The organism is Clostridium amazonense (assembly GCF_056431285.1).
The window spans coordinates 303,878-325,326 of the sequence record NZ_JBWKMH010000024.1 but is presented as its reverse complement, the minus strand read 5'-3'; the positions used below and the strand labels follow the sequence as shown (position 1 = coordinate 325,326).

The 21,449-nt window shown below is 27.3% G+C and carries 17 protein-coding genes; all 17 read left to right on the top strand.

Going from position 1 to position 21,449, the window contains the following annotated elements; genetic code table 11:
- Complete coding sequence (locus tag AC07E4_RS10830; protein WP_478216382.1) at positions 1-585, top strand: HNH endonuclease; 585 nt, start codon at positions 1-3, stop codon at positions 583-585.
- Positions 586-602: 17 nt separating this feature from the next.
- On the top strand, positions 603-1,064 hold the full coding sequence (locus tag AC07E4_RS10825; RefSeq protein WP_478216381.1) for a DUF6985 domain-containing protein: 462 nt from the start codon (positions 603-605) through the stop codon (positions 1,062-1,064).
- Positions 1,065-1,225: 161 nt separating this feature from the next.
- Positions 1,226-1,636 (top strand): peptide deformylase, encoded by a 411-nt coding sequence (locus AC07E4_RS10820; protein ID WP_478216380.1) that lies wholly within the window; start codon positions 1,226-1,228, stop codon positions 1,634-1,636.
- Positions 1,637-1,874: 238 nt separating this feature from the next.
- Entirely contained in the window at positions 1,875-2,402 is a 528-nt protein-coding gene (locus AC07E4_RS10815) for a putative immunity protein (RefSeq protein WP_478216379.1), read from the top strand.
- A 102-nt stretch (positions 2,403-2,504) separates the two neighbouring features.
- Positions 2,505-2,930: an N-acetyltransferase gene (locus AC07E4_RS10810; RefSeq protein ID WP_478216378.1), complete on the top strand. Its 426-nt coding sequence runs from the start codon at positions 2,505-2,507 to the stop codon at positions 2,928-2,930.
- Positions 2,931-3,200: 270 nt separating this feature from the next.
- Positions 3,201-4,082 carry an aminoglycoside phosphotransferase family protein gene (locus AC07E4_RS10805; protein WP_040328751.1) on the top strand — a complete coding sequence of 294 codons (882 nt, stop codon included), beginning with the start codon at positions 3,201-3,203 and terminating at the stop codon, positions 4,080-4,082.
- A 171-nt stretch (positions 4,083-4,253) separates the two neighbouring features.
- Entirely contained in the window at positions 4,254-4,772 is a 519-nt protein-coding gene (locus tag AC07E4_RS10800) for an N-acetyltransferase family protein (RefSeq protein WP_478216377.1), read from the top strand.
- Positions 4,773-4,902: 130 nt separating this feature from the next.
- Entirely contained in the window at positions 4,903-5,361 is a 459-nt protein-coding gene (locus AC07E4_RS10795) for a glyoxalase/bleomycin resistance/dioxygenase family protein (RefSeq protein WP_040328753.1), read from the top strand.
- 110 nt (positions 5,362-5,471) lie between these two features.
- Entirely contained in the window at positions 5,472-5,912 is a 441-nt protein-coding gene (locus AC07E4_RS10790; protein WP_040328754.1) for a hypothetical protein, read from the top strand.
- Positions 5,913-6,123: 211 nt separating this feature from the next.
- A complete protein-coding gene (locus tag AC07E4_RS10785) occupies positions 6,124-6,981 on the top strand; it encodes an AraC family transcriptional regulator (RefSeq protein ID WP_040328755.1) in 858 nt (285 codons plus the stop codon).
- Positions 6,982-7,537: 556 nt separating this feature from the next.
- Entirely contained in the window at positions 7,538-8,284 is a 747-nt protein-coding gene (locus tag AC07E4_RS10780) for a thioesterase II family protein (RefSeq protein ID WP_040328757.1), read from the top strand.
- Positions 8,281-8,943: a 4'-phosphopantetheinyl transferase family protein gene (locus AC07E4_RS10775; protein ID WP_051540335.1), complete on the top strand. Its 663-nt coding sequence runs from the start codon at positions 8,281-8,283 to the stop codon at positions 8,941-8,943. The genes AC07E4_RS10780 and AC07E4_RS10775 overlap by 4 nt, the downstream gene beginning before the upstream one ends.
- 15 nt (positions 8,944-8,958) lie before the next feature.
- A complete protein-coding gene (locus tag AC07E4_RS10770) occupies positions 8,959-10,533 on the top strand; it encodes an AMP-binding protein (RefSeq protein ID WP_478216376.1) in 1,575 nt (524 codons plus the stop codon).
- Positions 10,534-10,577: 44 nt separating this feature from the next.
- Complete coding sequence (locus AC07E4_RS10765) at positions 10,578-13,976, top strand: amino acid adenylation domain-containing protein (protein WP_478216375.1); 3,399 nt, start codon at positions 10,578-10,580, stop codon at positions 13,974-13,976.
- A 28-nt stretch (positions 13,977-14,004) separates the two neighbouring features.
- Entirely contained in the window at positions 14,005-19,545 is a 5,541-nt protein-coding gene (locus AC07E4_RS10760; protein ID WP_478216374.1) for an amino acid adenylation domain-containing protein, read from the top strand.
- Between the two features lie 60 nt (positions 19,546-19,605).
- A complete protein-coding gene (locus AC07E4_RS10755; protein WP_478216373.1) occupies positions 19,606-20,691 on the top strand; it encodes an NAD-dependent epimerase/dehydratase family protein in 1,086 nt (361 codons plus the stop codon).
- The gene (locus tag AC07E4_RS10750) at positions 20,672-21,433 is read left to right on the top strand and encodes an alpha/beta hydrolase (protein ID WP_478216372.1); all 762 of its coding nucleotides are present in this window, start codon (positions 20,672-20,674) and stop codon (positions 21,431-21,433) included. The genes AC07E4_RS10755 and AC07E4_RS10750 overlap by 20 nt, the downstream gene beginning before the upstream one ends.
- The last annotated feature ends 16 nt before the right edge of the window (positions 21,434-21,449 follow it).

Below are 21,449 nucleotides of genomic sequence, written 5' to 3'. Positions count from 1 at the left end.
ATGATGAATGCGTTGATTAAGCTAGTTGAAATTCCTATAAAAGAAAGTGGTTTATATGAATTATCTAAAAATATGAACTATAAAATAACAGATATAGAGGAATTAGATAAACCTATAGCTAAAGAAATACAAACAAACAGTTTTCTTCCTAAAGAAAGGGATTCAGAGGGCAATAAAAATGGCACCTGGAGTGATGAAAGAGGAAATTCAGAGTGGTATCCAGAATCTGATAAAGTTCCAGGTAAAGCTAATGAAGAAGGGAAGCCTTGGGGAGAAATACTTGATAAATATGATATTGATAAAATTATATTTAAGGATGGCGAACCAGATTTTTCACCTATATCAAGAGCAACTGTAGAAATAGAAGATTTTACTACTGATAGACAGAAAAACTTTATGCAAGCAGATGAGGCAGAAGCTAAAAAAAGAGGTTGTACACCTGGAGAAGTAAAACAGTGGCGTAAAGAAAATGGATATACATGGCATGAGAGAAAAGACTGTACAACTATGGATAAAGTACCATCAGAGGTTCATAATAATATACCTCATGCAGGTGGTATTTCTGAAAAGAAAAAAGAATTATAGAAAGTTGAGGTTGTTTTATGATAGAGATAGTTCATGATAAAGTTTTTGGAGAAATGACATATGAGTACGGATGGAGAAAAAAACAAATCATAAATATTTTAGGTCAAAAAATAGAAGTTGAAATTATAGCAAATGCATATAGTGGAGATAGTATTATAGAAACTCAAAGAAATTCATATAGATGGTTTTTAGATAATATAAAGCATTTAGATGAAAGTACATTGAATGCAGTGATTGAATATGTTAAAAAAAATTCATCATATATATCAGAAAAAATCTCTAATAGTAAAGATTTATTACCTATTACTATAGAAAATATTGATAAGTTTTTAAAACCAACATCAATACTTTTTGATAGGGATACTAATTCAACAATAGGAATTTTATGTGATTGTAAATGGGAAATAGAAGATGGATTTGCTATTAAGATTGAAAATGAAAAAATTACAAAAATAGGAACTCAAGATATAGTTTTATAGAAGTTATATTTTGAGTTGTAAAAAGTAACATATGATGAAGTTTATTTGAGATAAATTAAACATAAGCCAATGATATTAAAACTGTCATTGGCTTATGTTATAATAAGTTTAAAATTAAGAGAGTAGTAATTAATGAGAAATTTAAGAAGGATGGATTATTTATGATAAAGACAGTTGTGAGAGATGTATTATTTTTAGGACAAAAGTCAGAGGATGCAGTGAAGAATGATGCAAATGTGATTGATGATTTAATAGATACTTTAAGAGCAAATTTAGAGTATTGTGTTGGTATGGCTGCAAATATGATTGGAGTGAAGAAACGTATATTGGTATTTGTTATGGGAAATGTTATTGTACCAATGGTGAACCCTGTTATATTGAGGAAGGATAAAATGTATGAGACAGAGGAAAGCTGCTTGTCTTTAGTTGGAGTTAGAAAAGCAAAAAGATATGAATTAATAGAAGTAGAATATCTAGATAGAAATTTTAAAAAGCAAAAACAAGTATTTACTGGATTTACTGCACAAATTATTCAACATGAAATGGATCACTTTGAAGGAGTAATAATTTAGATTATAAAGTTATTTGTTATTAATTGATAATATTAGTTAAAAAAAAGTTTTTATGTACGTCTATTTTTAGATATTAGGAAAAAAGTGAGTAATAACTACCTTAACTTTTCACGCTTACTTCTTACTTGGTTCCAATATAAAAATAGAAATAGCATGTAATTTTAGTAGTATCATTTGATAAAGAGATTACTTTGAATTTGAGATTGGAACCCTATATGTTCAGTGAAAGGAATTTATTATGGCAAAATTAAGAAAGATGCTTGGAAAAGCAGATTCAACATATATTGTTTCTCTTATGAGGTTAATAGAAACACAAAGTAAAGATACTATTGTAAAGTGGTGTAATGAATATGCAAGAGAGCATATTTTACCTATTTATGAAAAAGATTATCCAGAAGATTTTCGTTTAAAAAATGCATTAGATGCATGTAAGGAATGTTTAGATGGAAATATAAAATTAGTACAAGCAAAGAAAATTATTAAGGAAGCTCAAATAGCAGCAAGGGAAGTAGAAGGAAATCCAGCTGCACAAGCTGCAGCTAGAGCAATTGGTGCAACAACTATAACAATTAATAATATAACTAGTTGTTTAGGACTTGCGTTTTATGGGGCAGCAGCAATAGCATATTCATCTCTTGGAGTTAATGAAAAGCCAGAAGTTTATGATGAAATTGCAGCAATAGAGTGTAGGAAGATGAAAGAAGCATTATGCAAAATTGCTATAAAAGACGAGCCGAATCCAGCAAAAATAAATTGGAATTGCTAAATATAAAATGATATGTATCAATAAGCATATTATAAAAGGAGGGAATTTTATGAGTCTCTATAAGTCCTAGTGTAAATATTTTAGGAAAGTGGAGAGAATAAAATGATAACAAAATTTAAAATAGAACAATTAGATGAATTAATGAAAATTTGGCTTGAAACTAATATAGATGCTCATAGTTTTATACCAAAAGAATATTGGATTGATAAAGTTCCATTGGTTAAAAAGTTACTGCCTAGTTCTGATATTTATGTTTTTAAGGAATGTAATACTATAAAAGGATTTATAGGTGTTATTGAAAATGGATATATTGCAGGTATTTTTATAAAGAAAGAATATCAAAGAGAAGGAATAGGTAATAAATTAATAGACTACATCAAATCTAAATATGAAAATATTACATTGGATGTTTATAATAAAAATGAAAAAGCATTAAATTTTTATTATAAAAACAATTTCAAAGTATTAGATAGTAAATTTGATGAAGAAACAAAAGAGCTTGAGTACACTTTGTTTTATAAAAAATAGTTAAAACTATAATTAAATGTTAAATTAGTAGAGATACCGTAATATTCAGAAATGAATTTACGGTATTTTATATTATGTTTTTATCATTAGATATATCTTTAAATAATGTTCTTTAAAATTTTAATAATTGTGTATAGGAACTTAATGAAATAATATAGTAAATATGATAAAATTTTACTAAAAGTTAAGAAGAAATTATAATTAATCTAGTTTAATGTATAGTTAAAGGATTACACAACTTTTGAGGATTTTAGAGGGAGATGAGCAGGCATGTTTATATATGATTTTAAAACAAAGGTACAAATTTTAGAAGGATGGTCAGATGATAAAAAATATTGTGTTACAACAGAGAATGATAAAAAATATTTGTTACGTATTTCAAAAATAGAACAAAAGGAACGTAAAAGTGTTGAATTTGAATTTATGAAGTGTGTGGAAGCTCTTGGTGTGCCTATGTGTAATCCAATTACGTTTGGTACTTGTGACGAAGGCGTATACTGCTTACAAAGTTGGATTGAAGGAAAGAATTTTGAAGAAGTTATTATCATGTTAACTGATAAAGATCAATATGACTATGGAGTTCAGGCTGGTCAAATACTAAAGAAAATCCATACTATTAAAATTCCTGATACACATGAAAAATGGGAGATACAATTTAATCGTAAAATTGAGCGGAAAATTCAAATGTATAAAGAGTGTCCGATAAAATATGAAAATGGACAATTTTTTATTGACTATATAAATAAAAATCGCTATTTGTTAAATAGTCGTCCACAATGTTATCAGCATGGTGATTACCATGTTGGAAATATGATGATTGATAATTATGGAAATTTGCAAATCATTGATTTTGATAGAGCTGATTTTGGTGATCCATGGCAGGAGTTTGATCGAATTGTTTGGAGTGCACAAAAATCACCACTTTTCGCTTCAGGTATGGTAAATGGCTATTTTGATGAAAATGTACCAATGGATTTCTGGAAGTTGCTTGCATTATATATTTCAAACAATACTATATCATCTATATCTTGGGCAATGCAATTTGGAAAAAATGAAATTAATAATATGATAAATCAAGCAAAAGAAGTTCTTCAGTGGTATGATAATATGCAAAATCCTGTTCCGACTTGGTATAAAGGCTGTATTTTATAAGTATAAAATTAAATTTATCTTTTAGGTAATTTGCAAGTTTCAATTGAAAAATAAAATAATATTAAATTACTACAATAGGCAAGATATTAGGCTTTATTTAAAAAAATTTCAAGTCTTAAAAAAGTTAAAATTAGAAGTATAGATAAAAGTAATAAATACTTAATTTAAGAGGTGATAGAAATAGAAATTCGTATTGCAACATATGAAGACTGTGCACAGTTAGCCATATTAAAAAGAAATGTATGGGAAACTACTTATAGAGGAATTTATCCAAATGAAAAAATAGATAAATATGATATTGAGTTAAATGAAAATAAATTTAAGAATATAATAAAAAAACAATCACAGAGATTATTCATTGTTTTAAATAATTCAAGAATTATTGGATATGTTAGTTGTGGTAGAATTATGAGATCTTTTGATAAATACACTCATGATATAGGGTTACTATATTTATTAAAAGAGTATCAAGGTAAGGGAATAGGTTCACAAATATTTAAATTTGCTAAAAATGAATTAAAAAATCAAGGAATAACAGAGTTTATTGTTTCATGTAATAAACATAATTTTTCAGCCCAACAGTTTTATAAAAAAATGGGAGGAAAGATAATTAAAATTGATGAAGATAATGAAGACAAATCAATACCTCAAGTAAAGTTTTTATTTGTTGAAGAATTAGAAAATAGTTAGTTACAAAATATATTATAATTTATTGGTGATATTAAAATAGTCTTAAGTAAAAATATGTTTATTAGAAATACAAATAAATAGGAGTTATAAATGAGTTTTTATATAATAATAAATTAATGGAGGTATTTATATGGAATTCAAATTAGCATTATTGGCAGTAAAAGATGTTAATATTTCTAAAAAGTTCTATAAAGAACTTTTTAATCAAAACGTTATTCTTGATTTAGGTCGTAATGTAACATTTAGTGGTGGATTTGCAATACAAGAGGATTTTGCATGGCTAACAGATTTACCTGGTAATTCTGTTATAGAGAAATCTAATAATATGGAATTATATTTTGAAGTAGATGATTTTGATGAATTTATACAAAGGATTCATAATTATGAAAAAATAGAATATGTACATCAACCAAAGAAACATGAATGGCAACAAAGAGTTGTTCGTATTTATGATCCAGATTATCACATTATTGAAATAGGAGAGTCTATGACAGTGATAGCAAGACGGTATCTTAGTGAAGGTTATTCTATAGAAGAAACTTCAAAAATTATTCAACATCCAATTGAATTTGTAGAAAAGTGCAAGTAAGCAATATTACATTAGATTCACTAAACTATAGTAGGTTTTTAAATATTTAGATAATAAAATATAATGTAATGAAGCTTGGATATTTTTTATATTACAATGGAGGTATAAATATGGCACAATTTATTAAGGAAAATATAAATTTACCAGTTAGTTTACACGACTCAGTAATTACTTCAATGCAACAAAATTCATCTGCATCATATAAAATGGATGGTGATATCATTTTAAAATTTACTGATGGTTTTTACATAGTAAATAAAAAAGAACTTGAGAAGACAGGTGAAGCATATATTTTATTATCAGGTGTTGATTTTGATTTTTCTCATATTTATTATTGCAAAGAAAATAAGAGAGAAAAAATTACATTTAATCAATTAGAAGAAGATATTGAGAACTATACCATTTGTGTAATTAATGAAATGTATGGTTATAATCAAACAAAATTTAGTTGTAGTATGAATAAGAAAAATGAACTTTATGAAGTGGAGATTGGAATATATCATTTTAATGAAACAAGATATGAATGGGCATGTAAACCTATATATATCTAAGAATTATATTCGGTATAATATACAACAAATTAGCTATATGTTTAATTATTGTTATTGATTCTACATGAATCAATATAATAAGGTATAAAAATGCAAATAAATTTTATATGCAGTTAATGACAATTATGGGACAAAAGAAAACTTAAAAAGTCGGGCTGTGAATCTTTCATGATGATAAGATTAGATTAACGAATTGTGAGGGGGAAAAGTTATGGAATGGATTGAAAGTATTAGAGAAGCTATTTCTTATATTGAAGAGAATATAACTGAGGACTTATCTATAAAAGATATTGCTAATAGGGTAAATATTTCACCTTTGTATTTTCAAAAAGGGTTTGCAATGTTATGTGGTTATTCTTTAAGTGAGTACATTAAGAGAAGAAGACTTGCACTTGCCGGCAGTGAGGTTTTGTCTACTAATGAAAAAATAATAGATATTGCAATAAAGTATGGATATGATTCTCCAGATAGCTTCACTAAAGCTTTTACAAGATTTCATGGAGTTACACCATCAGCAGTTCGTAAAGAGGGTGCAATGATAAAATCATTTGTTGCCCTTAAAATCAAATTTTCGTTGGAAGGTGGATATATAATGGATTACAAAATAGTTGAAAAAGATGAATTTAAGGTTATAGGAGCATATAAAAAATTTAAATATGAGTCAGCATTTATGGAGGTACCTTCATTTTGGAATGATCATATTTCACAAGGAAAGTTGAAAGAAATATGCGGAATGTATGGTATTAACATTGATGAAGAAATGGGCGGTAATGAATTTGAGTACCTCATTGCAGAGGATTATTCAAAAGAAAAGGAATATATGGAAGAGTATGTAGTTAAAACAATTCCTAAGTTTACTTGGGCTATCTTTCCTTGTTACGGACCAAGTCCCTCATCACTTCAAGAAACTAATAAGAAAATATTTTCAGAGTGGCTACCAAATTGTAGAGAATATGAAATTGCTGCAGGTTACAATATAGAAATGTATAATGATCCAAGTGACTATAAAAAGGGAATTTTAGATGAAAACTATTATAGCGAAATTTGGATTCCAGTAAAGAAAAAATAGTATTTAATATATAACAGGATAGGCTTAAAACCTACCCTGTTTTTTTATGCCTAGCATTTTATTGAGGTTAGATAAGAAATAGAACACCAGAATTAAATACAACAATAGATTGCTTGAAAAAATTATAGATAGAAACAATCTAAATCAAGTATTTAAAAGGGTTAAAACTAATAAATGAAGTTATGGAATTGATGGTATGGAAGTAAATATAGGTTGAGGTAAACTATTACCAATAATAAAGTTAGTTTTAAATATTGAATTAAAATCTTAAACATATTAGGAAGTGTAGATATATGATAGTTTAAAATTTTATTAATAGAAATTATAGAATAAATATTCGTTTATTGTAAAAAAACATGATGATTAGGGATATTTTAAAGAAAAATAGAAGGAAAAGGGAGGAAATGGAGGGGAATTGATAATGAAAATCATTTACAATTATAGAAGAGTTTTAAAGAATTATTAATATTAGACACTAAAAGATAATCAGTAATTTTTGAAGAACATCAAAATTTGATAATTGTAAGCTTATTTATGACAAGAGGAGGTTGAGTTTATGAATTTAGAAAAGCTTATAAAAGGCTTGGAAGAGGTAAGAGAAAATGATGTGGTTTTATATTGTTTTCCATATGCGGGTGGAGGAGCAAGTGTATTTAGAAATTGGAAATATAAGTTAGGCGACAGTGTAAAGGTGTGCCCGATACAACTACCTGGTAGAGAAGAAAGAATATCAGAAAATCCATATGTTAATATGGATGTTTTAGCAGAAGATTTAGCAGATATTATTGCATCTAGAAATAATGAATTTATTATTTTTGGACATAGTATGGGAACAAAAATAGCATATGAAGTTGAAAAACGATTAGAAATCATGGGAAGAATTGCAAAATTGCTTATTGTATCTGGAGGAAGAGCACCTCATATACCAGAGCCTAGTCCAATATATAATTTATCCGATGATGAGTTTAAGCAAGGTATAATTAGGTTTAATGGAATGCCTAAGGAAATTATACAAAATAAAGAATTATTTGAGTTTTTTCTTCCAGTTATGAGAGCAGATTTCACATTAGATGAAAGTTATAAATTAGAGGATGCTAAAATACTAAAAAGTCCTATTATGGCATTATGGGGAAAAGAAGATAAAGAAGGAAATTTTGAAGAAATAATAAAATGGAAAGAGTATACTGAGAGTCATTTTAAAGAATGTTCTTTTCAAGGAGAACACTTTTTTATTAAAGTAGATGAAAAATCTGTTTTACAGGAAATAAAAAAACAAATATCTATATGTAATAGAAATTTATGATAAAAATATTTAACTTCTCAGATATATACAATAAAAATAATATAACTTTAATTGACAATGAAATACATGTTTGGATTATAAAAATAAATGAATCAAAAAATTGGTCATTAGAACAAAAAAAATATCTAACTAAACAGGAGCATAGAGATATAGACAAATATAAATTTGAAGAAGATAGAAATAGGACACTAGTGAGTAAAACTGTGCTTATGGAATTATTATCACATTATACAAATACAAAGTATATGGATTTAGATATACAGAGAAATATATATGGAAAACCATATGTAAAATCAAGTGATATTAGATACAATATTTCACATTCAGGACAAGTTGTTATGATTGGCTTTGGGCACTGTACAGAAATTGGTGTTGATATTGAAATAATAAGGAATATTGATGGGTATAAAAAACTAGCTCAAAATTTATACTCTGAAGAAGAATGCATAGCTATACAAAGTTTAGAAGAGTTTTTCAGATACTGGACTAAAAAGGAAGCTTATTTAAAAGCTTTAGGTACAGGGTTAAATAAAAATTTAAATTCATTTACTATAATTGATAATGAAATTATAGATGGTAGAAAGTGTCTAAAAAATTGGTGTGTGGAAGAAGTGAAAATCAGTAAGGATTATATTGCACATATAGCAATAAACTTTTAGGAAGGAAGTAATTAAATGGATAGAAATGAAGCGTACCATGGAGTAATTTCTATAAAAAAAGCCAAAACAGTAACATCGTGGATCGATGAAATTATAGTAAAAAGAAGTTGTAACATAGCAATTGTTGATGAAAATAGCAAAATTACTTATTCACAACTAGGAAGAAAAATTGAAGATTATAAGAAAATATTCATTCATAATAAAATAAGTGAAGGTCAGAATGTGGTAATACAGATGCCTAATGTTAAAGAGTATATATATGCTTTTTTAGCACTTATAAAATTAGGAGCAGTACCTGTTATAGCAAATTCTTTACTAGGTATACATGAAATTGCAGGTATTATAGAAGAAACTAAATCAGTTGCATATTTATATTATGAAGAAAATGCAACTGTAGTAAAAAGAATAAGAGATAAGTACAAACATATTAAAATTTTATCAGCAAAAGATATGAATAAAGGCATGAATATAAATGAAAATTTTAAATTAAACCATAAATCTAATGTTGAAGATGTTGCATTTTTAATGATGTCTGGAGGAACAACGGGGAAACCTAAAATAGTTCCTATAACTCATAGTATGTTTTCTTGGCATATATATTGTTATTGCAAAAGATTTAATATTACCTCAGATGACTCATATTTACTGGTATCACCTTTAACACATAAAATGGGATTATATTCTCCAGGAATTTTTAATTTTTTATGCATGGGAGGAAAAATCATATTATGTAAGTATGGAAGTTGTGATGAATGGTTTTCCTTAATAGAAAGTGAAAAAGTTACTTGTACAGCATTAGTTCCGACTTTAGCAAAAGTTTGGATGGAATTTTTAAAGTATGATAAATCCTATGACATTTCTAGTATAAGGTCAGTAACTATTGGAGGAGCAATGCTAAAAAGTGAGCTTATATCAGAACTTATTAATACATTAGGTTGTGAGATTCAAATTCAATATGGAGCAACTGAAGGGGTGTCTATATATAGTGTATATACTAGGGAAAGTAAAAAGTTTTTAAATACATATAAACATCCTATATCAGGAAAAGAAGAAATTAAAATAATAAAGGAAAATGGAAAAGATGCAAAAGAATATGAGTGTGGAGAATTAATTGTAAAAGGTCCATATACAATTAAAAATTACTATAATAAAGAAATCAGTAATTCAAATAAATTCACTGAAGATGGCTACTATAGAACTGGGGATATGGCATTATGGAACAAAAAATATGGATATGAAATAGTTGGAAGAGTAGTAGATCAAATTAATCGTGCCGGGGAAAAGATTAATCCAAGTGAAATTGAGAATATTATAGGTGGTCATCCAGAGATAAGTGAAGTAGTTTCAATAGGAGTGCAGGATGAATTGTTAGGTGAAAGGCACTATATATTTATAAAAACTAAAAATAAAAAGTTAGAAATAAGAGAAATAAGAAATTTTCTAAAGTCAAAAGGTTTAGCTAAATACAAGTTACCAGATCAGCTTGTTATATTGGAGCAATGGCCGCTAACAATGGTAAATAAGATTGATAAAAAGAAGTTAAAAGAAATAGCAATAAATAAAAATCAAAGGAGTTTATTGTGTTTATAACCTATAGAATTTTAGACTTAAATTTAAAATAGGAGGGGTGGTATATGGAATTTTCTTATGAAAAATTGTTGCTTATAACAATGGAAGTTTTAGAATACAATAATGAACACGTAGTTAAAAAGGATAATTTAATAGAATTAGGACTTACCTCATTAGGAACTATGAAGATAATAAATAGATTTAGAGAACATGGAATAAAAATTTCCTTTTCTGAATTAATGAAAGAGCCTTACTTAGAAACTTGGTGGAAGATAATAAAATCAAAATTAAAAGTTGCTGTAATTGAAAAAAGTTCTAGATATGAAAGCTGTGAAGATTCATTATTTCCATTAACAGATGTGCAACAAGCTTATTGGATTGGAAGAGATGAAAATCAAATTTTAGGTGGTGTATCTTGTCATATATATTTTGAGTTCAAGTGTATTAATATAAATGAAGAACAGTTAAAACTAGCGTGGAATAAAGTTCAAAAAAAGCATCCTATGTTAAGGGTGAAAATTTTAGAAAATGGTATGCAAATTATTAATGATAACTCATATAGAAATAACATAATAATTCATGATTTAAGGGGATTTGATAAAGAAAATAGAAATGAAAAGTTGGAAAAGATTAGATATGAAAATTCTCATAGAGTGTTAGATATAAAAAATGGACAAGTTGCTGAATTGGAGTTATCTATGATAGATGAAAGAAATAGTATTATTCATTTTGATATAGATGTAATAGTAGCAGATTTGAAGAGTTTTAGAATAATATTTTCCGATTTGTGCAAATATTATAAAAAAGCTGATATAGAAGAAATAGATTATAAAAAAGATTTCTCACATTATATATTTGATAAAAATTATATTAGTTGTGATGAAAAATCAAGAGAGTTTTGGAATGAAAAGATAAAAAGTGTAACTAATGGACCTCAATTACCATATTGTACTTTGTTAAGCTCAATTTCTAATCAAAGGTTTAAAAGAAGAAATTACATTTTAGATAAAGAAAAGTGGGATATATTATGTAATAGTTCAAAAAAGATAAAAGTAACACCTGCTATGGTATTTCTAACTTTATTATCAAAAGTGTTAGATAGATATAGCGAATCAGAAGAGTTTTTTATAAATATTCCTATATTTAATAGACCTATAGAATACAAAGACATTGTTGGAGATTTTACTAATATAGTATTATTACCATTAAATAATACTTATAACAAAGGATTTTTAGAAGATATTAAAATAGTAAAAGATAATTTTTTAGAGATAATGAGCTTCTCAAATTACTCAGGTATTAATGTTATAAGAGATATAAAGAAAAATAATAAAGGAAATGGAGTTATAGCACCTGTTGTTTTTTCCTGTGATTATGAAGATTCCATTATAGATTATGATTTTCAACAAACATTTGGGGATATAGATTATATTAGTTCACAAACACCACAGGTTACAATAGATTTTCAAATTATGAAAGTTCCAAAGGGAATAATGCTTTCATGGGACGCTATTGATGAAGCTTTTAATGTGGATGTTATCGAGAATATGTTTGAGGATTACATAAATACTTTAGAATGGCTTTTGAAAAATCCTAGTAGATGGAATGAAAAATTACCTGATATAAATAAAGAAAAATTACAATACAGATATAAGAATATTATTAATGAAAATACTACAGATATGAATTTTCTTCATAAGAAAGTTTTTGAGAATGGAAAGATAAATCCCAGCAAAATTGCTGTAATTGAGGCAGAAACAAATACTGAAATATCATATGAAAAACTTACAAGTCTATCGAAAAGAATGGCTACATGGTTAAAAAGTAAAGATATTGGTAGAAATGATAAAGTAGCTATAAGATTGCCAAGAGGAGCTAATCAAATAGTAGCTATATTAGCAGTTCTAAGTATAGGAGCTTGTTATGTACCAATTAATATCAACCAACCTAAAAATAGGACAGAAAAAATTATATCAAAATCAGGAGCCAAGATATTAATAACAAATGAGGTAAAAGATATTAGTGAGGAAGATATTCCGTTAATTATTCTGAATTCTCAAATATTACAATATGAAGAGTTAGACTGTATTGAAGAGTATGATAGTGAAGATTCTGCATATATAATTTTCACTTCTGGGACAACAGGAGAACCAAAAGGAGTGGAAATTTCTCATAAGAGTGCATGGAATACTATTGAGGATGTCAATATGAAGTGTGCTGTAAATGAAAACGATAAACTATTATCTGTATCATCATTGGAGTTCGATTTATCTGTATATGATATATTTGGGGTATTGTCTCAATGTGGAACAGTAGTATTAATTAACGAAGGGGATGAAAGGCGTTCCGATAATTGGGTAAAATATATGAAAAAATATGATATTACCCTTTGGAATTCAGTACCTTTTCTTTTAGAGATGTTAATATCTAATGCAAAAGAACAAGATGTTTGTATGAATACTTTAAGAAAGGTTTTATTATCAGGAGATTGGATAGGAATAGATTTACCAGCAAGGCTAAAGCTATTTGCTCCCAATGCAAGTATTTTGGCAATGGGAGGAGCAACAGAAGCCTCTATTTGGTCAAATTATTTTGAAATAGAAAAGCCATTACCTAAAAATTGGATATCAATACCTTATGGACAGCCTTTGAAAAATCAAGCTTATAGAGTAGTAGATAGCAAAGGGAGAGATTGTCCCAATTGGGTTTCCGGAGAGTTGTGGATTGGTGGACAAGGTGTTGCCAAAGGATATGTAGGAGATAATAATTTAACAGAGTCTAAATTTAAATATTTTAGAGAAAGAAAGTGGTATAAAACTGGGGATATGGGTAGATTTTGGAGTGATGGCACTCTTGAATTCTTAGGAAGGAAAGATACTCAAGTTAAAATAAAAGGGCATAGGATAGAGCTAAGTGAAATTGAAAATGTTTTAGAAAAAATGTCTGGTATAACTAAGTGTATAGTTTGCACTGTGGGTGGTGAAAGTAACAAAAAACTTGCAACATATATTGCATATGAAAATAATCAAATAATAAAAGAGAATGATGTAAAAGAATTTTTAAATTTATATTTGCCTGAGTATATGATTCCTAAAGCATATTATTTTTCAAATGATATACCTACATCAAAAAATGGGAAAATAAACAGAAAGAAAGTATATGAGGTTTTATCACAGAAAGCATTAGAATCAAATGAATATGTAGCACCAAAGGGAGAGCTAGAAGAAAAAATTACCGACATATGGAAGAAAATATTATCTGTTGATAAAGTATCAAGATTTGATAATTTTTTTGAAATAGGAGGAGATAGTTTAAAAGCTATAAATCTGATATCTCAACTAAAAAATATTTCCATTGACCCATTAAGTTTATCTATACAGTTGTTGTTTCAATCGCCAACTATAGAATCTTTAACTAAAGAAATTGAAAAAATTAACAGAGAAATTGAAGTTAATGTAATATAAAAAAACATTATAAATTAGGAGGGGTATTTTGAATATTAAAGAATTTATTGAAGAATTAGAAGGCAAGGATATAGTTATTTGGAAAGAAGGAGAAGCACTAAAATACAGAGCACCTAAAGGTGTTATGGATATGTCCACTTTAAATAAGATTAAGGAAAATAAACAGTTATTATTAGAATATCTACAAGGAAAAGATGAATTTTGTAAAAATTCAAAATCAAGACATGAGAAATTTCCTTTAACAGATATACAAAATTCTTATTTAATGGGAAGAAATAAAATGTATGAATTAGGTGGCGTAGCTTGTCATGGATATATTGAAATAGAGTTTGATGAGATTTTAGACAAAGATAGAATAGAATATGCATGGAATAAAGTTATCCAGAAGCATGATATGTTGAGAGCAATAATATCTGAATCAGGGTATCAAATTATACAAGAAGCAGTTTCATATATAAATATTCAATATATTGATTTAAGAAATGAATTTGAAACAAGAGATAATGAAAGAAAAATTTTAAGGGAAGAATTATCAAATAAGCAATATAAACTAGGTCAGTGGCCAATGTGCGATTTAGCAGTTAGTATTGAAAATGACAAGAGTATTATACATTTTTCTATGGATATGCTAGTATCAGATTTTATAAGCATGAATATTATTCTAAATGATTTGAAAGAGTTTTATGACAACCCTGAAATGATAATAATACCAACAACACAGTACAGAGATATAGTACTTCATAGAGAGAAAATGAAAAAAGTTGAATCTAAGGATAGAAAAGAAGCAGAGATATATTGGAATAATAAACTATCTGAAATGGGAGAAGCTCCTGAACTTCCAATAATGAACACTATAAATTTAGAGGAAAGTGGGTTTTCACAGAAAAAAACATTTTTGAATAGTGATCTTTGGAACAAGTTTAAAGGGTGTTGTATGGAAAATAATATTACACCATCAGTTCTTATTATGGCTGCATTAGCAGAAGTTGTTTCAGTATGGTCATCCAATGATAAATTTTGTATAAATACAACTCTTTTGAATAGACCTAATATTGTAAGTGATATAAATAAAATTGTAGGAGACTTTACAGAAGTAAATGTTTCATCTATAAACTTAGATTTTAGTAAAAAATTTATTGAAAGAATAAAAGAAATGCAGAGAAATTTGTGGTTAGATTTAGAGCATAATGCGGTATCAGGAGTAGAAGTACTTCGAAAACTAGGCAAACATAGACAAAAAAATATAATTATACCAATTGTATTTACAAGTACATTAGGTGTAACCGATAAAGATACTGTTACATCAAGAAAAAGAATTGTTAATAAGTTGAGTCAAACACCACAAGTTTATATTGATTGCCAAGCAGCAGAAGAAAATGGGGGATTAACTATAAACTGGGACATAAGAGATGGTGTATTTAATGAATTTATTATAGATGAAATGTTTCAAAGTTTTGAAGGATTAATTAAGAATATACCTTTAAATTCACAAACTGTATTTGAAGAAACATACCCTATAAAACTATCAAATAAAACTATTAAAGTTAGAGATGAAATTAATAATACTAGCAAAGAATTTAAAGGTAAAATGATGGAGGAAGGATTTTTAAGTTCTCTTAAAAAATACCCTAATAAAACAGCACTTATTACTAAAAATGGAGAATACACATACAGTAATTTATCTAAGTATGTAAAAAGTGTAATGAATGAATTAAAAAGAGAAAATCTTAAACCAGGTGATAAAGTAGGAATAGATATAGAGAAAAATGTTTGGCAAGTTGCATCAATTATAGCTATTTTACTTATGAAAGGAACTTACATACCTATAGATGTAAATCAACCAATAGTGAGAAAGAAAAAAATAGTTAATAAGGCAGAAATAAATTTGATTATATCCGATAATGATAATTTAAAGGAATACTGCCAAGTTATAAATATAAATTCGGTTAAATTAAGTAATGATAAATTAGAAGATTATGAAGTAGAAGAAGATTATAGTCGACCAGCATATGTTATCTTTACATCAGGAACAACTGGTGAACCAAAGGGTGTAATAATTACACATGAAGCAGCTATGAATACAATTTGTGATGTAAATGAAAGATACAACTTAACAGAAAATGATGTTTTATTAGGATTATCAAATATTTCTTTTGATTTATCTGTTTATGACATATTTGGAGCATTTGAATTAGGTGCTACATTAGTACTTCCAGATTCAGATAAAATAAAAGATCCCAAATATTTATATGAACTAATCTTAGTTCATAAAATAAGTATTTGGAATTCAGTACCCGCTCAGATGCAGATGTTAGTAAATTATTTAGAATCAGTAACAATAGATACAAATATTAGTTCATTAAAAAGAGTACTATTGTCAGGAGATTGGATACCAGTTAATTTACCAAAAAGAATTTTGAATATATTTCCTAAGAGTAAAGTTGTAAGTATGGGAGGAGCTACAGAAGCATCTATATGGTCAATACTATATGATATTTCTAAGGATGAAGTATTTAATAAAAGTGTTCCATATGGAAAACCTATGGTAAATCAAAAGTTTTATATTTTAAATAAACATATGGAATGTTGTCCTAACTATGTGGATGGAAGTTTATATATAGCTGGAAGGGGTTTATCATTAGGATACTTAAATGATGATGAAGAGAATAATAACAAATATAGTATTTTCGAAAAAACAGGAGAAAGAATTTATAAAACAGGAGATAGAGGTTGTTATAGAGAAGATGGAATAATAATTTTTAAAGGAAGAGATATTGGAGACGAACAGGTAAAACTTCATGGTCATAGAGTAGAATTATCAGAAATAAGATCGGTTTTAGAAGAACATCCAGATATTGACTCAGCTGCTACGGTGGCTATGGGAGAATCGCCAGAAGACTTGCATATTAATGCGGTTGTTTCACCAGTTAGAAAGAATATGAAAAAAGAAGTAAAAGAATATACTGAAGAAAGAAATATGTTAAATATACTAGAACAACAGTATGAAGATAGTGTAGATAGCAATTTGCTTGAAGAATGGATAAAAAAATCTGATGAAGTAGTTGTTGGTGATATATATAATGTGTTTAGTAAATATGGATTTTTTACAGATGAAGATACCAGTTGTACACTTAATGAGATTACAAGTAAAATGAATATTCCTGAAAAACTTCACAAATTAACTAAAAGGTGGATTAATGTACTTGAAAAAGAAGGAATTATACAACTAAAAGACAATCAATATTATTTAGCGAAAGATGTAAAGAAGAGATTAGATTGTAAGATTTTATGGGAAGAATTTTATGATATTGAGTCTAAATTTAATTATAGTAAAGCTTTTGTAGATTATTTAAAGAAATCCAGTGATTTACTACCAGAATTGATCCAAGGAAAAGAGAATCCATTAGATATTTTATTCCCAAAAGGAGAAGTTCAACCAGCTATGGCAGCATATCACGATAACAAAATAAATAAGATATTAAATGATATAGCTGTAAAAGAAACTGAATATTTGTGTAAAAAACAAAATAAAGTAGACAAATCAAAAACATTTAGAATACTTGAGGTTGGAGCTGGCGTTGGTGGTACATCTATAGATGTTATACCTAAATTAGTAGGATATAATGTAGAATATTATTTTTCAGATTTATCAAATTTCTTCTTGAATAAAGCTCAGGAAAATTTCAAAGAATACAACTGGGTTAAATATGGAATTTTTGATATAAATGAAGATTTTGAACTTCAAGGTCATGAAGCATTTTCTTTTGATTTAATTTTATGTGGAAATGTTTTGCATAATTCAAAAGACATCCATCTAGTTATGGAAAATTTAAAGGGATTGTTAAAAGAGCAAGGTTCAATAATAGTATTAGAGGAAACAAGGACAAGCTATATGTTATTAACTTCTATGGAATTTAAAGATGGATTAACTGGATTTATGGATGAACGTAGAGAAGAAGAACAAACTTTCTTTACAAGAGGACAGTGGGAAAATATATTTGAAAAACATAATGGAGAAATAGTTTATGAATTCCCTAATAAGGAAAGTAAATTAGATTTAGTTGGACAAACTATTTATATAACAAGATTCTCATCTGAATATGAAAATATAAGTAAGGATGATATAAGAAGTTACTTAGAGCATACAATCTCATCGTATATGATTCCAAGCAACATTGTTGTGTTGCCATCTATACCATTGACAAATAATAGAAAAGTAGATATAAAAAAAGTAAATTTAATATTTGATAAAATAGGTCAAAGCAAAAACAATGCTAAAAAATATAGTGAGTTACCAAAGAGTGATTTAGAAAAAAGAATAGAAAATATTTGGTGTAAAGAATTAAATACAAAAAATATAGGTAGAAATGATAACTTCTACAAAGTTGGAGGAGACTCATTATTAATTGCACAGGTTATTGGACAAATGTTGGACCAAATACCAGAAACAGATGGTTGGGAATGGAGTACTCTATTAACAGAGATGATGCAAACACCGACAATTAGAGAGATTTCAGAAAAAATTTATAAATTTCAAAATAATAAGGAGGATTGGGTTGATCCTTCCCTTATAAAAATAAAAAATAGTAAGTTAAGTAATGATAAATCAGTAGCTAAAGTATTGTTTCATGCAGGAACAGGAACATTGACTCCATATGATAAATTACTTTCTTATATGGAAGAGGATAGTAAAGATGATGAGAGTATTATTGGATTCACCTTTGGAAATGATGCAGAGTATATATCTATAGAAACAGGAAAAACATTTAATGTATTGGGAGAAAAGTATGGAAAAATACTAAAGAATTTAGGGTATTCAAAATATATTTTAATTGGTCATTGTGTGGGTGGATTAATTGCTTTAGAAACAGCTCAATATCTAACAGACAATTCTATGAATGTAGTAGATGTTACTTTAATAAGCACAGGAATTCCAAGAAGAAAAGATAAAACAATTTTAAGAGGTATGACAGATGAAATTTATAAAAAAACATTAAAGTCTAGCTTAGATAATGAACTATTATTGGAGAGAATATTTGCTAAAATGATTAATGCAGATGAATATAAGGCAGGATATGTAACTAGTGATGAAAGGTTACAAAAATATATTGAGTATATGTCTAAAAAAGGCGTTGGAGATATAACTGTAGAAGCGTTATGTAAATCAGAAGGAGAATTTGATGATGTGGTACAAGAATTCCGTAGACAATCAAGTAAGCCTATATCTCAAAGATTAAATGATCTTTATAACACAATAGAAAAAACAGATGGAGAAATAATGGAACAGCAACTAAAAATGCTTAATGTATTATTTAGAATTTTTTCTCAAAACTTCAGATGTGTGGCAAGTTATGAACCTAAGCCTTATTTCGGAAATATAAGAGTATTTTGTTGTTCTATAAAAGGTGGTCATTTTTATCCAGGATTTTTTGAAGAAGACTATGAAACATGGAAGCCATATATAAAAGGACAAATGAAATATGACATAATAAAAGGACAACATTTTGATTGTATAACTGAGCCAAATTTAGGTGAGAACATTAAGAAAATTTTAAAATTTAATTATTAATAAATTATCTAATACGCTATATGAATTTACTTATATAGCGTATTAGAAAGGGGGATGAAAATGAAGTGTGTTGGCATTTTAGGTGGAACAGGAGAGATAGGAAAGAGAGTTTTAAACATATTAAATACAGAATATCCTATAATAGCTTCATATCATAGTAGACAGCAAAAATCTAAAGAAAATTGCAAGTATGTAAAACTAGATGTATCTGACAGGGTGGCAGTGAAAGAATTTTGTAGACAATGTGATATTATTGTAAATTGTGCAGGGGCTTCATATATTAATGGAGAATTTGTAGCTAGAATTGCTACAGAGCTTAATATACCATATATAGATCCATCTGGAGAAACATTTTTAGAGGAAAGAATTTCAGATATAGAAGGGAATAATATATTTGTATTATCAAGTGGATATTTTCCAGGAATGACAGGTATATTAATTAGTTATCTTTGTGAATCGTTTGATTCAATACAAGAGATTTCAGGGGTAAGTGTTAGTGAAGAAATTCCTAGTAAATCTGCCATTGAAGACTTTATATTAACTAATTTATCAGGTTTTGGAGTTTCATTAAGTTATTATGATGATGGAAATATAAAAAGAGATGAAAGGGAAATATTTGAAATCATAAAAAGCAAAGAATATAGATTTGAAAATTATTTAACTATTGAAGTAGAAAAGCTAGCTAAGAAATTTGGAGTAAAAAAGGCCAATTGGTACAATTGTACTTTTGGAAAAGAAATTACTGAAAAAATGCAAGAAGCAGTTATAGGTATTAAGATAAGTAAGGAGAAAAATCATTGTGAAGATATAATAAATGAGATAAGAGAAATATTTAAAAAGAATTTTGATATGAATAGGGCATTTACCTATATCAGAATAGGGGGAAAAGGAATTTTAGATGGAAAAGAAACATATAGAAATGCTGAAATATCAAGTAAATGCAGTAGTGAAATAAGTGCAATAGTAGCAGCATATACAGTGAAATCTGTATTACAATCAAATTTAGATAAGGGTATATATTATGCAATGGATATTATAAACAATGAAGAGATATTAAAAGACTTACAAAAGTTTAATGTTGATTTTAGTATTTCAGAAGTAAATGAACAAATAGGAGATGATGAATATGAAGAGGGGATATTGTAATATTCATATTATTGGAAATCCTAAAGGAAAAAAGATTTTATTAATTCATGGTATGGGATTTTATTGGTATAAATGCTTTTCTAGTATTATAAATGAACTAAAGGAGAAATACTGTTTACTAATACCAGAATTAAAAGGACATGCTCCAAATTGTAAAGAACATATAAATTCAGTATATGAAAGTGCTATTGAGATAGAAAGAGAGTTAAAGTATGAAGATATAGAAGAAATAGATTTAGTGTATGGAATATCATTAGGAGCGGCAATAGCATTAGAAATTGCTATAAGAAATAATATAACTTTAAATAAGTTAATACTTGATGGTGGACAATATAAATCTATTGGTGATAAAAAATTTGAATATGCAGAGATTATAAGCAAAGAATTTGAAAAGATTACAAAAGGGAATCACATGAATTCGATTGTTCAACAACAGATGGGATATTTAAAAAATAATGATATTGAGGTGTTAAAGCCTTTAATGTATTTAGATATAAGTGTTACATCTCTATATAAAGCTGCATTATCAGCATATAGTTATGATATAAAGCATGTAAATAAAAAGCTAAATATAGATATAGTTGTTATATTCGGTGGAAACGAAATTTATGCAAAAGAATCTGTTAACTATATTAAAGATATATGTTCAAAACCATTAATAATATATCAATATGATAATATGGGACATTCTGAAGTGTTAAGTAAATATCCTTATGAAATATGCAAGTTAATAGATATTTAATTTATAATTGTTTGAA

Coding starts and splice junctions, on each gene's coding strand:
- AC07E4_RS10830 (WP_478216382.1), top strand. CDS start 1: ATGATGAATGCGTTGATTAAGCTAGTTGAAATTCCTATAAAAGAAAGT.
- AC07E4_RS10825 (WP_478216381.1), top strand. CDS start 603: ATGATAGAGATAGTTCATGATAAAGTTTTTGGAGAAATGACATATGAG.
- AC07E4_RS10820 (WP_478216380.1), top strand. CDS start 1,226: ATGATAAAGACAGTTGTGAGAGATGTATTATTTTTAGGACAAAAGTCA.
- AC07E4_RS10815 (WP_478216379.1), top strand. CDS start 1,875: ATGGCAAAATTAAGAAAGATGCTTGGAAAAGCAGATTCAACATATATT.
- AC07E4_RS10810 (WP_478216378.1), top strand. CDS start 2,505: ATGATAACAAAATTTAAAATAGAACAATTAGATGAATTAATGAAAATT.
- AC07E4_RS10805 (WP_040328751.1), top strand. CDS start 3,201: ATGTTTATATATGATTTTAAAACAAAGGTACAAATTTTAGAAGGATGG.
- AC07E4_RS10795 (WP_040328753.1), top strand. CDS start 4,903: ATGGAATTCAAATTAGCATTATTGGCAGTAAAAGATGTTAATATTTCT.
- AC07E4_RS10790 (WP_040328754.1), top strand. CDS start 5,472: ATGGCACAATTTATTAAGGAAAATATAAATTTACCAGTTAGTTTACAC.
- AC07E4_RS10785 (WP_040328755.1), top strand. CDS start 6,124: ATGGAATGGATTGAAAGTATTAGAGAAGCTATTTCTTATATTGAAGAG.
- AC07E4_RS10780 (WP_040328757.1), top strand. CDS start 7,538: ATGAATTTAGAAAAGCTTATAAAAGGCTTGGAAGAGGTAAGAGAAAAT.
- AC07E4_RS10775 (WP_051540335.1), top strand. CDS start 8,281: ATGATAAAAATATTTAACTTCTCAGATATATACAATAAAAATAATATA.
- AC07E4_RS10770 (WP_478216376.1), top strand. CDS start 8,959: ATGGATAGAAATGAAGCGTACCATGGAGTAATTTCTATAAAAAAAGCC.
- AC07E4_RS10765 (WP_478216375.1), top strand. CDS start 10,578: ATGGAATTTTCTTATGAAAAATTGTTGCTTATAACAATGGAAGTTTTA.
- AC07E4_RS10755 (WP_478216373.1), top strand. CDS start 19,606: ATGAAGTGTGTTGGCATTTTAGGTGGAACAGGAGAGATAGGAAAGAGA.
- AC07E4_RS10750 (WP_478216372.1), top strand. CDS start 20,672: ATGAAGAGGGGATATTGTAATATTCATATTATTGGAAATCCTAAAGGA.